Source organism: Arenibacter algicola, from assembly GCF_018860365.1.
GTDB lineage: Bacteria > Bacteroidota > Bacteroidia > Flavobacteriales > Flavobacteriaceae > Arenibacter > Arenibacter algicola_B.
In genome coordinates, this window is the sequence record NZ_JAHKPO010000014.1 from 232,740 (window position 1) to 247,107 (window position 14,368).

At 38.9% G+C, this 14,368-nt stretch carries 11 protein-coding genes; all 11 read left to right on the forward strand.

Features of this window, described 5'->3' with window-relative positions; translation table 11 throughout:
- Nucleotides 1-512: 512 nt before the first annotated feature.
- A complete protein-coding gene (locus tag KO529_RS12290; RefSeq protein WP_215948176.1) occupies nt 513-1,640 on the forward strand; it encodes a DUF7151 family protein in 1,128 nt (375 codons plus the stop codon).
- A gap of 29 nt (nt 1,641-1,669) precedes the next feature.
- Nucleotides 1,670-2,776, forward strand: a complete 1,107-nt coding sequence (locus tag KO529_RS12295; RefSeq protein ID WP_215948177.1) for a DUF7151 family protein — start codon at nt 1,670-1,672, stop codon at nt 2,774-2,776.
- Nucleotides 2,777-2,969: 193 nt separating this feature from the next.
- Nucleotides 2,970-4,673 (forward strand): leucine-rich repeat domain-containing protein, encoded by a 1,704-nt coding sequence (locus KO529_RS12300; protein WP_215948178.1) that lies wholly within the window; start codon nt 2,970-2,972, stop codon nt 4,671-4,673.
- A gap of 604 nt (nt 4,674-5,277) precedes the next feature.
- Nucleotides 5,278-6,054 (forward strand): hypothetical protein, encoded by a 777-nt coding sequence (locus KO529_RS23620; RefSeq protein WP_215948179.1) that lies wholly within the window; start codon nt 5,278-5,280, stop codon nt 6,052-6,054.
- Between the two features lie 460 nt (nt 6,055-6,514).
- On the forward strand, nt 6,515-7,498 hold the full coding sequence (locus KO529_RS12310) for a nucleoside hydrolase (RefSeq protein WP_215948180.1): 984 nt from the start codon (nt 6,515-6,517) through the stop codon (nt 7,496-7,498).
- A gap of 10 nt (nt 7,499-7,508) precedes the next feature.
- Nucleotides 7,509-8,486 carry a phosphotransferase gene (locus KO529_RS12315; protein WP_215948181.1) on the forward strand — a complete coding sequence of 326 codons (978 nt, stop codon included), beginning with the start codon at nt 7,509-7,511 and terminating at the stop codon, nt 8,484-8,486.
- A gap of 364 nt (nt 8,487-8,850) precedes the next feature.
- Nucleotides 8,851-9,948, forward strand: a complete 1,098-nt coding sequence (locus KO529_RS12320) for a pyridoxal phosphate-dependent aminotransferase (protein ID WP_215948182.1) — start codon at nt 8,851-8,853, stop codon at nt 9,946-9,948.
- 48 nt (nt 9,949-9,996) lie between these two features.
- Nucleotides 9,997-10,926: a carbohydrate-binding family 9-like protein gene (locus tag KO529_RS12325; protein WP_215948183.1), complete on the forward strand. Its 930-nt coding sequence runs from the start codon at nt 9,997-9,999 to the stop codon at nt 10,924-10,926.
- A gap of 175 nt (nt 10,927-11,101) precedes the next feature.
- Nucleotides 11,102-12,835 carry a helix-turn-helix domain-containing protein gene (locus KO529_RS12330; RefSeq protein WP_215948184.1) on the forward strand — a complete coding sequence of 578 codons (1,734 nt, stop codon included), beginning with the start codon at nt 11,102-11,104 and terminating at the stop codon, nt 12,833-12,835.
- 110 nt (nt 12,836-12,945) lie between these two features.
- On the forward strand, nt 12,946-13,416 hold the full coding sequence (locus tag KO529_RS12335) for a hypothetical protein (RefSeq protein WP_436835201.1): 471 nt from the start codon (nt 12,946-12,948) through the stop codon (nt 13,414-13,416).
- Between the two features lie 23 nt (nt 13,417-13,439).
- Nucleotides 13,440-14,300, forward strand: coding sequence for an SDR family oxidoreductase (locus KO529_RS12340; protein ID WP_215948185.1), 861 nt, complete (start codon nt 13,440-13,442; stop codon nt 14,298-14,300).
- Nucleotides 14,301-14,368: the final 68 nt, after the last annotated feature.

A 14,368-nucleotide genomic window follows, 5' to 3' on the forward strand; every position in this document is an offset into this window, starting at 1 on the left:
ACATTAATAATCTGCATTGCGGTTTTCAGCAGTTGGTTACCTAACCTATGCAATATATTTAGGTTGAATTATTAACCAAAATTAGGCTGAAGATTGAAGCTATTAAACCCGGTCCAAAACCAAAAAAGCCAGATGGTACTCCCGACAGAAGAAGACGGGTTACCCTGGACAACCAACCAAAACACCCTGGCCTAAAATCAAATAGACATAAACCTAAGGATTAGAAATCCGGTATATTCAAAACATTAATAATTAAGAGGTAGGGCAGAGGCACAAACTTTTTCGCTGGGCGCATGAATTCTTTACATAAAAATCGGGGCTATGAACAAATGCCCGCCCGAACGCCCGCCATGACCTTCGGGCAGGTATCCCTATTCGGTACGGGCGGGCCTGCTGCTGGGTCGGACAGGTGTGAATATTGGTATTATGTAGATTTTAATTTCAGATGCCAAAGGGGATATCTATTTTCGAAGCTTAAAATACACTAGATTATTCCGTAAAATCATATTTCAATGAAGAGTATAAGAAAAGTATATCTTTTAGGTAATCTTTCAATTTTGTTAGTGGTCCTGGGATGTAAAGGAGATATGGGCCCCCAAGGAGATGCAGGGATTAATAGTTTGACCAGTTTGAGTGCCGAACCTTCGGGGACAAATTGTGAAAATGGAGGTGTAAGGATAAACATTGGTATGGATGCAAATGGCAATGGGATATTGGAGACCAATGAAACTATGACTACCAATTATATATGTAATGGTTTAGATGGTTTGGTAAGCTTAACGAATGTAATCATGGAACCTATTGGAGCTAACTGTCCTAATGGAGGTTATAACGTTAATTCAGGCTTGGATGCCAACTCAAACGGTACGCTTGAAGCCAATGAGATTACCGCAAACGCCTTTATTTGTAATGGTCTTGATGGAGGAAATGCCCTGATTCGCACTATGAATGAACCGGCAGGAGACAATTGTCCCAAAGGAGGAATCAAGATTGACTCTGGAATAGATCTGGATGCCAATGGTATACTGGCAGAATCAGAGGTTACCTCCTCTGCTTTGTTGTGCAACGGGGAGGATGGAAATATTAGCTTGGTAAATTTAACAGAAATTGCAGCCAATGTGGACTGTCCAAATGGTGGTATAACTCTGGATTCGGGGATCGATGATAACGGAAATGGTATCTTGGATTATTCTGAAATCCAGTCTACTAGAAATGTATGCAATGGTTTGGATGGCGCCTTTAATGAAGAAATACGTCTTGTATTCGGAAGTTCAACCGTAGGTATTTCAAGTGGCACCAATTTCGTTGAGGGGAGGATTCTTACATCACTCCAAAAATTTGATATACGTCATTACGACCTGTTGCACGAAGCCATTCTTACAACACGCTCATATACCGAAAACAGTGCTACCCAAAGTTTTATTGAATTGGTCAACGAAGACACTGGAGAAGTGATTCCCAATAGCACACTTTCCTCAAGCTTTACGTCCTATTCAGGACAATTGCTGATTTCACCCAATATTTATAAAAACTTCCCACAAGAAGAGATTACGCTGGGCCTACGACTCCGTTCAGGGAATGAGGGTGTTAATGTTTATATCACTGGGAGAAGCGAATTGATTTTAACACGGGGCAATTGATATAGCTGATGCAAGATTATAAAAAATATATGTGCATTATAAGAAACAAGGTTTTGACCATGCTGTGGGTTTCAATTTTGCTCTGGGCCTGTACCGGTAAAGATGGAGTAGTGGGGGAGCCTGGCCTAAACAGCCTTGTGTTGGCTAAGGAAGAGCCTGCAGGACAGAATTGCAGCTTTGGTGGACTTCGCATTGAAAGCGGTTTGGATATTAACATGAACAACCTATTGGACTCGGGTGAGGTTACCATGACCGAATTTGCCTGTAATGGTACCGATGCCCATACCACTCTGAGCACCTATGTAACCCTTCCCAAGGGAGCAGTATGTGCAAATGGGGGCATTCAATTGAATATGGGGATCGACAACAATGAAAACGCTGTCTTGGAACCTGAGGAAATTACTACAATTGTTAACCTATGTAACGGGACCCTTGGCACAACGACCCTTACCCGCCTTACCAGTGCGCCGATTGGGACAAAATGTGGGCTGGGTGGCGTGCAGATCGATTGGGGTACGGATATCAATGGAAACGGGCAACTTGATTTGGAAGAAATTGAAAACTCGGATATCATCTGTAATGGTGAAACAGGAGATAAGAGCCTGGTGAATATAGCCTATAACAATCCCGATGAAAACTGTCTGGGCGGGGGCATTTTCATTTCGTCAGGGCTGGATGCCAATGCGAACAATATTTTGGAAGATGATGAAATTGGGATGACCCGTTTTGTATGCGATGGTATTGATGGAAGGCCAAATGAAGAAATTCGGATACTCCTGTATCATCAAAATGGCGGAAGCTCAGGTTATAGAAACGATTATGCAATTAATGTACTTCAATTCAATATCAACAATTGGGAAAATGCCACCGAGGTTTATTTATCGGCCACCATTCGCACCTCCAACAGCAATAATACGGCAACGGCTGAATTGACGGATCGTTTTGGAAGAGTCATAGCCAACAGTGCCGTAAGTACCACGGATACGGAGTTTAGAACAGTTCTATCGGACAACTTTTTGGAGAATATTCCCGACGGGGAGACTACCTTAAGGTTATTTTTAGGTTGCGAGCTTTCGGATGAATTAATATATATAACAGGTAAAACTGAACTTATTATTGTTCAGCAACAGCCTTGATCATTAAAGTTGGAAGGGTATGTGAGCAAGTGTATGGAAGTTTTGACACCAAACTATATTCACTTACTGTAATTTTTATTTAAGGTAGAATTTAACTGTATGGATTTAACTTTTGGGGCATTGCGCTACCATACTTAGTGTATTTATTAAACCATATAAACCGGTATTTAATGATTATAAGTCAATTGATCTTATGAAAAAACTATTCTATATTCTTTTTGCCTCCCTTTTTGTTATTTCATGTTCTTCCGAGAATGAAGCCCCTATTTTACCCATAGATGATGGAGCTTTAATAGATAATGATTCGTTGGTGAAGGAAGGGAAGCAGGTTTTTCGAATAGATTTAAAAGAGCTTTCCGCAAAAACGGCTTTAGGCAGTGGCCAAAAAAATCTTGACCCTTCATTTGCCCATGTAAGCATAATCGACAGTGATGGTGTTTCAATTTTCACTAGAGAAAAGCTTGTTTTGACAAAGTTGGGCGACAGCCGTATCACTGCTGAAATTGCCTTAGAAACCGGCACTTATAGCTTGATAGAATTTATTGTAACCGATGAAAATGATATTGTCATTTCTATAGCTCCTAAAGAAGATTCAGTTTTAGCCCAATTCGCTACAAGTCCTTTACCCTTTGATTTTGATGTGTCAACAAATGAAACAAAAGAAACCGCTACAGAAAATATTAATGCTGCCGGGTATACTTCCGTTGATTTTGGTTATACGGGATTAAGTTTGACATTCCCCGATAATACTGATTTCTTCAGCATGATTGTAGATGATTCAGATGCCACTACGAGAAAAGTCCTGAACTTAAAATCGATCACCGGATCCACCTATTTGGTCAATTGGGGAGATGGTACAATAGATGAATATGTATCCACCATAAATAATTCGGGTATTGAGAATGATATATCACACAACTATGCCCAAAAAGGGGTGTATACCATCACCGTTAGCGGAGCTATTGAAGCCATTGAATTCCTAGATTTTGGTAGTGATCAAGGTGACAACTACGAAAGCCATCTTACTTCAATGGACATCGACAAATTAACTTTGCTCAAATCATGTCAATTATATCTTGGAAAACTTACAAGCCTGAATACCTCTGAAAATAAGGCTCTAGAATATTTAGGGCTTGGGAAAAATCAAATAACAAGTTTGGATTTTAGCAACAATCCTAACTTGAAAACTGTTTGGATACGTGACAATCAATTAACCGGGTTGAACGTAACACAAAATCCTAATTTGGAATTCCTGTGGGTCGATGGCAATCAAATTTCAGTCTTAGACCTATCCAATAATTCTAAATTAAAAGTGGTTTTGGCGCGGGAAAATAACCTAAGTAGTATAGATTTCTCCAAAAACTTGGAATTGGAACGATTCGATATCGCAAATAATACCATAGAGACCATCGATATTTCGTCAAATCTCCCCTTAACGGAAATCAACGTAGGGGCAAATAGTCTAAGCAGTATAGACCTTTCAAAAAACATCGATCTTGTTCGCATCGATTTGTACGCGAATCAACTGACCACCATTAACCTATCGACGAATCATAAGTTGAGGGATTTATATATTGATAACAATGCGTTGTCGGAGATAGACTTATCCGCAAATTCCCTTTTGGAACGCCTTATTATAGGTAATAATAATTTAAGCACTCTTGACACAACTGCGAACCTTAAAATATTTGATTTGGACGTTAATAACAATCAATTGACTGGCGGAAGGTTGGATGAAATAATCTCGAGAGTCTATGAACAAACCATTTTATATCCAGTCTCAAATGGATATATCAATTACAGCCATAATCCTGGAATGGATGACATAGCCAATGCCACCATAGTAAAGATGAATGAATTGGTTCTAGATTATAACTGGGTTTTTATAGGTAACTAGTTATATAAATCAATCTTTCAAAATATTCCGTACATAAAGGAATTAGTGTCTTTATTAATTAAACCTCTGCAGATTTCGCCGGCACGCCAGCTTTCTTGATTATTGCTTCGGCCACAGGCTAAACCAATAATACGGCATAAAAATAGAAAATCTTATAGATCTTTTATTTTTTGAGCGGGTTGGGGCGAAGGCAAAGTTATTACTAAAATATCCTGCGCCTACTTGCCATGGATTTCTGCACTGTAGGGTTATGTAACTTGAGTTTTGGTTACTTTCGAATTAAAAAAAATGAGGTAGTGAAAGGGCCTATCAAAAACAGTAGACCTGCAATGCATAAATCGAGCAATTTTGCTTGGTTTATGGACTCCTTTACAAAATCATAAAAACTTCGTCAATGAACTCTTTTTTAACTGCCCGTAAGTAGGCATTTGGGAGATGGCTATTTATTCAAAAAAAATAAAAATTTAAGTACACATGTTTTCAAGGAGTTAACCAATTATAACAGCAATGTGATGTTTTTCTTACAATATAAATATAACTGGTGCGTTTTTCTTTTCAATTAAATTTTGATATAAATATAAACCAAATCAATCCAATCTATTTTATGAAAAAACATTTAAAAATTATTGCTAGTTGTGTATTGTTGTCGTCTATTGCACTTACCTCATGTAGTGTAGATGATGGCGTTGATGGAGCTATGGGTCTCCAAGGTATTCAAGGTGAGCAGGGTATTCAGGGTGAGCAGGGACCTAAGGGAGACAAAGGGGAAACTGGTGATACAGGAGCCGACGGCCAAGATGGTGTTGATGGAATCGATGGACAGGATGGAGTTGACGGCCAAGATGGTGTTGATGGAATCGATGGACAAGATGGAATTGATGGACAAGATGGCAAAGATGGTATTGATGGACAAGATGGTGCCGATGGTCAAGATGGTGTGGATGCCACAGTGGTTGCCAGTACTTGGATCGCTCTAACGGAAAACGATTTTACACCTTCTCCAAAGACAAGTGGTGGTTACGGGACTATGTACGACTCCAGTTACACCACTGCCCTGTTAACGCAAACAGCTTTGGATCAGGATGTAATTTTGGTATATCTTAAATTAAGTTCGGGCCAAATTGTTCAAATGCCCTATGTATATCATTCAGACGATCATGCGGCAGTTGCATATACCGCTATATTATCATTGAATAGTTTAGGAATCAATGTAACACCTTCCTATGATGTTCAATACTTGGGAATAACAGATCCGTTGGAAATCAGTGTTAGGTTTGTAATCATTCCGGCTACAACCATAGCACCTACGGCTAAAGGCGTCCAGAAGGATTTTAAGAAAATGAGTTATGAAGAAGTAATTTCTTATTTCGATTTACAATAGGATAAGTTTATCGATATAAAAAAAAAGACGTTCTTTCCAACTGTGGGGAGAACGTTTTTTTATATGTTTAATTTTCATTTTGGCTTAAGGTTACTCTTGCCAACTGAGCGTTTTAAAGCCATAGAATTACAGTGCCTTCTCTTTCTTTTTTTGCAAGGTGGGGCGAAGGCAAACTTGTTGCTACGTTCATGAATTAATTAACTATAGAATAGCTAGGATCATGTTTTTTATTAGGCCTCCCAAAATTTAAGTCAAAACAGGGCGGAGCGTAATGAATATGTCCAGTGGACTTATTTACTGAACGAGCCAGCTTGTGTGCAGGCAATTAATCATTCAAGGAGCATCTATAATTTAGCGCAGAAGCTATACTTATAAAAAATATATGTTCTCAATATTACATTGGTAATGTTCTATCCCTTTGTACGACCAAACGCAGGATGAACTGTTAAAGAAAGAATGAATGCTGAAGCAAAACAATAAACTCCGGACATTTAAAACCCTGAATTATCATAAAGCTATTCGCATCCCTTTGCTTCAGTTTATAATTCCACTATTTCTTTTCACACAAATCAGTGTAAAAGCTCAGGTAAATGATGGGCGTTTACCCCTCATTATTGATACCGATACGGCAAATGAGGTAGATGATCTTTATGCCATTGTACGGGCAATTGCAGAGCCCAAATTCAATATTCTTGGCATTACTTCGGCCCAGTTTCATACATCACCATTGGCAACGGATAGTAGTGTTTATGAAAGCCAAAGAATTAATGAAAGAATACTAAAGTTAATGGGGCAGAATGCTATTCCGCTTCCATTGGGGAGTAATGTACCCATTAATAATAGTACAGAACCAGCTAGTTCCCCTGCTTCCAATTTTATAGTTGATATGGCGCATAAATTGCCCGCCGGTCAAAAATTGAATGTAGTTGTATTAGGTTCTTGTACCAATGTTGCCAGTGCTATATTGGAGGATCCGTCCATTATTCCACAATTGAAAGTACACTATCTTGGTTTTTGGCATAATGTGGAAACCAATACTTATAACAAAAAGGAATTCAATACAGGAAATGACCCTAAAGCGGTAGAGATACTTCTAAATACCGAAGGTCTAGATCTTACTGTAATGACGGCAACTACCAGTCAGCACCTTGTGTTTTCAAAAGCAGAAGTAGATGGTAATTTGAAGAATAGGGGAGGTGTCTCCGATTATCTCATAAACCGATGGGAAACCTATGAACGCTGGTGGACAAAAGAAGATCCGGAAAAGAGAAGCTGGATTATGTGGGATGTCGCTATCATAGAAGCACTGGCCCGTCCCGAATTATCAAAAACCGAAACTTTTTTAACGCCTACAGAAAATACGCAACGCTTAATAAACATCCATACCGAAATAGAGGTAGAAAATATGAAAACAGATTTCTGGCAAAGCTTAAAAAAAATATAAAAAATACAGTATGTACCTAGACGCTACTACTTCAATTGCAGATATTGGGATTTGTTTAAATAATATTGGTTTTATTGATCCAAAACACGAACAAATTCTCTCCGTTGAAAAGCCAGGTGAGGGAAACATGAACGTTGTCCTTAGAATCCGTACCAATAAGCGTTCTTTTATTGTAAAGCAATCACGGCCATTTGTTCAAAAATATCCACAGATAAATGCTCCCATTGAGCGTATTGATGTAGAGTATCAATTCTACAAAGCAGTTACAAACAAGGCTATTGAACCACATATACCTAAAATTCTAGCATATAATGCAGACAACCATTTATTAATCCTGGACGACTTAGGGGATTGTAAGGATATGTCCTACCTGTATGATGAAAGAAATATTAGCACCGCCCAATTGTATCAGCTTTTGGATATTGCTTCCCAGATCCATACATCCAAGCCCATAGAATATCCTGAAAATATGGAATTGCGATTACTTAATCACCAACACATATTTGTACTGCCTTTTCTTAAGGAAAGTGATTTCTCCCTTAATGCTATTCAGGAAGGACTTCAGGAACTCGCTCTTAACTATAGAACTGATGAAACATTAAAAAAGGAGATTGCAAAGGTGGGAGAACAGTACCTGTCCCAGGGCAATGTTCTTTTGCATGGTGATTATTATCCCGGGAGTTGGATGACACAAGGAGACCACATCTACCTAATTGATCCAGAATTCAGCTTTATGGGATTTGCCGAATTCGACATTGGGGTACTGGCGGCACATAGTATTATGATTACGATGGATATGGCTTGTCTTCAAACAATAAAAGAAGGGTATCCCGGAAGGCTGAACGAACACTTACTTGTTCAAGTGGCCGGAATAGAGGTGATGCGCAGAATAATAGGTTTGGCCCAACTGCCTTTAGTAAGATCCATTCAAGAAAAAAAGTTGCTCTTGGAGATGGCCCGTGCTTTGATTATGGATAAAGGCAGTTAAGGTTTTTTGGTAGCTCATAATTCGCGTAGTTGAAATTTTATGGGCGCCTGACCTTCTCATTCAGGCGGGCCTGCCCGACTTCATCTTTCAGGCGAGCCTGCCCGACTTTATCATATAGGCGGGCTTATTTTGCGACCTAAAGCCTGTCCTGAGTACTTCGGCTTAGCTCAGTACAGGCTCCGTCGAAGGGATAGGAGGTAAGGCAATGAGCGTGGAAGAATATTAAAATAAACCCATTCATGCAATGGCTATTCGCAAGAAATGGATATCAAATTTGTTTAAAAGGCAAAAATTAGACTAAGGGATCTGACTGCCTGCGCACGAACAAAAATAATGCGTACCTTATATTCAAAATAGTTTGAAAATGGATAGAAGGAACTGGATATCAAAGGCAACACTGGGCTCAACAGCCGTGATGATGCTTCCACATTTAGGAATAGCTATGCCTAAAACGAACCTAGGTGAGGCCTATCTAAGATTAGCTTCCAATGAAAACCCATATGGGTGTTCAGAACAAGTGAAAAAGTCTTTTTCAACTTCAGCTTCGGCTATTAATAGATATGCTTTTGCGTCAATTCCTGAACTAAAATTAGCCCTGGCAAAACGTTTCCAGCTAACATCGGAAAACATTTTATTGGGTGCGGGCTCCTCCGGTCTCTTGGAAGCCGTCGCCCAGTTCATGTTACAAAGAGAAGGTGATGTAACCACTGCCACACCTACCTTTGATATATTACCTGCAATGTTGGAAAAGTTTGGCAGAAAAACACACTACATTCCCTTAAAACAAGATCATACCCTCGATTTAAATGCTATGTTGGACAAGACCAAAGAGCATCCGGGTTTGGTATATATCGTAAATCCTAATAACCCTATTGGTACAGCGGTAGGTCCTAAAGAGCTTAGACAGTTTATTACTGAGGCCACTAAATATTCCTATGTATTAATTGATGAAGCCTATCTTGAATTTTGCGATAACTCGGAATCGATGATAGATATGGTTGTAAATCCAAGGGTCATGGTTATCAAAACCTTCTCCAAGGTATATGGTTTGGCAGGGCTACGTATCGGTTATGGTTTTGCTCATGCAGCGTGGGTCGATGCATTGGAAAAATACATGATTTTTGCAGGTCTCCCTATATCCTCCCCAGCCTTTTCTGTTGCTACAGCTGCCCTTGATGACCAAAATTTTGTAGATTTTGTGGTGCAAAAAAACACAGAATCCAAAACCATTGTAGTGGAAACTTTGCGCAAATTGAAAATCGACTACATTCCGTCCCAGACCAGTTTTATTCTCTTTGATATTTCTAAATATCCAACGGAGTTTATGACAGACATGAAAAACAAGGGAATATTGATCGGGACCCGTGATTATTTGGGCAAGAATTGGTGTAGGGTGAGTATGGGAACGGTGGAAGAAACTAAAGAATTTACTAAAGTGCTTACCGAACTTTGGAAGGCATAAAATCATATTAATCAGCTATGTTTTTGAAATTTAAGTTTAAAAAGAATCATGAATAAACTCGTTCTTTTACAGACATTATGCGTTTTCTTGAGTTTTTGGTCATCTGCCCAGGTTGCTGCCGTGGATGCCCTACAATACCCACCCTGTAAAGAGGAGGATATACCGCACTATAATGCTTACATGGTGGGTAGCCCACCAAAGATCGATGGCCGTCTGGATGATTCGGTTTGGCAAACTGCACCAACCTCACCCAGCTTTAGGGATCTGATTTCTGGAACGGAGACCATCCATGATACAAGGGCCGCGGTGCTGTGGGATGATGAATATTTATATGTTGCCTATTGGGTAGAGGAACCCAATGTTCAGGCTACCCTAACGGAACGCGATGCCTTGATTTACAAGGATAACGATGTAGAGCTTTTCATTGCGGGACAGGATACTTATTATGAATTTGAGATCAATTCTTTTGGAACTATCTATGAGGTTTTCTTTATTTGGGAAGATTCGGATTCATATAAAAACGGAGTCTATGATTCCATCCCTGAATTTAGTAGCGACCAACCAGGTAGGAAACCCTTTTCGGGAGTAGGTTATCAACCGCATCCGCGAGGAGGCCGGATCGGGTATTGGAATTGGGACTTCCCGGGATTAAAAAGCGCTGTTTATATTGATGGCACTATAAATGATGATAGTGATCGGGATCGGGGCTGGACGGTAGAATTGGCCATTCCATGGTCGGGCATGTCAGCATTGGCTTTAGGGGACAACAGGAGCTTGCCGCCCAATGAAGAGGATATCTGGCGAATGGATTTTTCAAGGTTTAATCAGTACAAGGAGGCTGTTCCGGCTGAGGACAGCGGGGGATGGGTATGGAGTCCCCATGGTGTTTGGGATTCCCATGTTCCCGAATGTTTTACGTACATCCACTTTTCAAAGAAGGATGTTTCTCTAATAAAAGGAGAAACAGAAAGGAAGTGAAGCATTTAAATCCTATTGTGCTGATTTGTTAAAGATTTTATGGGCTGTAGAGGTCAATCTGTGTGGAGTGGGTTCTTTGTGTAATTAATTTTAAGGATTTAATTTTATAGATTTGTTTTAGCAAATCAACACTTTGAACAATCAAAAATCAATAGCAGTTATACCATTTGTTAATATGAGCAATGATATTGACAACGAATATTTCTGTGACGGAATCACTGAAGAAATTATAAACGCATTAACAAAAATTGACAAACTTAAGGTTATTGCCAGAACCTCATCATTTGCCTTTAAGGGAAAAGATATAGATATCAGAAAAATTGGGGGGCAACTAGGGGTAAGCACAATTCTTGAAGGAAGCATTAAGAAATCCCAGGAAAGGGTTAGAATTACGGCCCAATTAATAGACGTTGAAGACGGTACGCACTATTGGTCTAAAAAATTTGATAGGCAATTAAAGGATATTTTTGATTTAGAGGATGAAATTAGTTTAGCAATAGCCGAAGAAGTTCGAAACAATTTTGGGCATTTTGAAATTCAAGAGCATTTAATAAAACAGCCAACAAGCAGCGTAGATGCCTATCAAATGTATTTGAAAGGACGTTCTTTTCAATTGAAATGGACACCAGAGGGCCTTAACCAGGCCATACACTACTATAACCAGGCCATTGCATTGGATATAAATTACGCCAAGGCCTATTATGCCAATTTACAATGCTATGGATTATCGGCAATGTGGGGTTATATACCTTATGAAGAAGCTATGGAGTCGGCCATAGACAATTTGCTTATGGCAAAAGAATTAGACGCCTCTTTACCGGAATATCCTTTGTCTTATGTCGGAAAGTTTTTTTGGGGAGAATGGGATTTTAAGAATGCCTATATTCATATTAAGAAAGTCTTGGCCATTAACCCCAATCATACTGACGGTTTAGAAGCTTTAACAGAGTTGTTCATAGCGCTTGGTTTTTTTGACATGGCCTTACCATATGCAAACAAACTTTTAGAGGTAGATCCGCTTTCTGCAAACAATCATTACACATTGGCCCATATTCATTATTTTCAAGGCTTATTTAACAAAGCCCTTGAAAATGTCGATTACGCGTTAACACTTAACCCTGAACTAGAATTAGCGCATCATTTAAAATGCTTTTGTTTAATATGGCTGAACAAAAAACAGCAGTTTCAAGAATTTATAAACAACACCTCATTAATAGAAGAGAAAAATTTATTGTTCAGACTTGTTAACGAAAAGCATATTCACGTTCCCCATCAAATTATTGAAAAATGGTCTAGTCTCAGTAAAGATAAAACCATGCTGGTACCTTATGACGTGTTTATTTTGGCCAACTCACATCACACGGCGACGGCCTTTTCTCTCTTAAAGGAAATGATCGACCAAAGACGCGGTCAAATCATTAACTATAGGCAAGAACCATTCTTGAGGCCTCTGCATAAAATAAATGGTTTCACAGATCTGCACCGGTCAAATTTATCGTCTGCGGATATCACATCTACCAAGAAAGATGAAGAGAAAGCAACAACAAATGTCCTGGATAAAGACCAAATAAAGACACTAAAAGGCAAATTACTTTCCTATTTTAAGGAAGAAGAACCTTTTTTAAATCCACAATTAAACTTAAATGTCGTTGCTCAGGTTTTGGAGCAGAACAACAATAAAATATCATTTCTGATCAACCAGGCGTTTGATGTTAATTTTAACGACTTTGTTAATTCTTATCGCCTCAAACACTTTAAATTAATAGCACTCGATGCTAATAATTCGCACCTTACCATTCTTGGGTTGGCTTATGATAGTGGTTTTAATTCCAAAACCGTATTCAACACCTATTTTAAAAAAATAGAAGGGGTAACCCCTAGGGCTTGGATGAAAGCCAACTCATTGTAAACCTCGCCTATTTCGTTTCAGATTATAATTTAGAACGATTTACTTAATAATCCGGTGAATCTTTGCTGCATAATTTATAATCAAAAAACGATCATTTAATCAATAAACACATGAAAAAGTTAGCGTCAATTATCACATTACTTACATTGTCCGTAGCACATATGTATGGGCAAGAAACATCCAAACAAGCATTTGAGATCAAGGTCATTACAAGTGTAGAATCTATCATTCCTAGCGGGCTGGGACGATCACGTTTAATTTCGTCCAACGACGAAAGGGATTACAAACAATTTACCTCTAGTAGAACAGAAGAAAATAATACCAGAAACAAATCGAAAAGAAAAGATATTAGACTCAAAAATTTTGAAGAAACGAAATTATTGAACTTTTATAACCTAGGCGGAATCCGGTTTCAAAATATAGCCGCCAATGATGCCTTAATTTCTTCAAAATTAACCGAAATGCTTTCTGAAGGTTGGGACCTGATGTTCATAACCAGTGCGGTAGAAAGCGATGCGGGGAAAAACGATGACAACGGTATTTTTATTACCCGCTATATTCTTAAAAGAAAGTTTAACTAAACCGGCGTAATATAGTTACCTAAATGAAACATACCAACATATTATTAGCGGGCGCCACAGGCTATTTGGGCAATTATTTATTAAATGAACTGCTAGAGAAAAAAAATCAGGTAATCGCTATTGTACGAAGTCCTGATAAGTTGCAAAATAGTAATGAAAACTATTTAGAGATAAAACAGGCCGAGGTTACAAAGCCTGAAACATTACGAGACATTTGTAAAGGAATAAACACGGTAATATCAACGGTCGGCATTACGAGACAAAAAGATGGTCTAACCTATATGGATGTAGATTATAGGGCCAATATGAATTTGCTCGAAGAAGCCAAAAAAAGTGGTGTAGCACACTTTGTATACGTTTCTGCCATTAATGGCGACAAATATCGGCATTTAAAGATTTTTGAAGCCAAAGAGAAGTTTGTCGATGCTTTAAAATCTTCTGGGCTCAACTATACCATAGTGCGGCCAAACGGTTTCTTTTCAGATATGGGCGACTTTTTACAAATGGCCAAATCTGGTCGTGTGTTTTTGTTTGGATCTGGCAATCAAAAATTCAACCCTATTCATGGTGCGGACCTTGCAAGGGCCATTGTAGATACCTTGGATGATGACAATAAGGAATTGACCATTGGAGGCCCCGATGTTCTGAGTCTTAATGATATTGCCAAACTCGCCCTGACCGCTTTGAACAAGCCCATAAAAATCGTTCATTTACCCGATTGGTCAAGAAAACTAACCATTCGGTGTTTAAGATCTTTCACAAGTGTAAAAACCTATGGACCTATCGAGTTTTTTCTGACCCTGATGGCGGAGGACAATATTGCACCAACCTGTGGACATGAACATCTAAAAGATTTTTACATAGAAGAGGCCAAAAACCTATAAGACCTTAAATGGATCAAAATAGCCCTGATTCTCTAGTTATGACAGGTACCTAATAAAGGGAGGGGGCA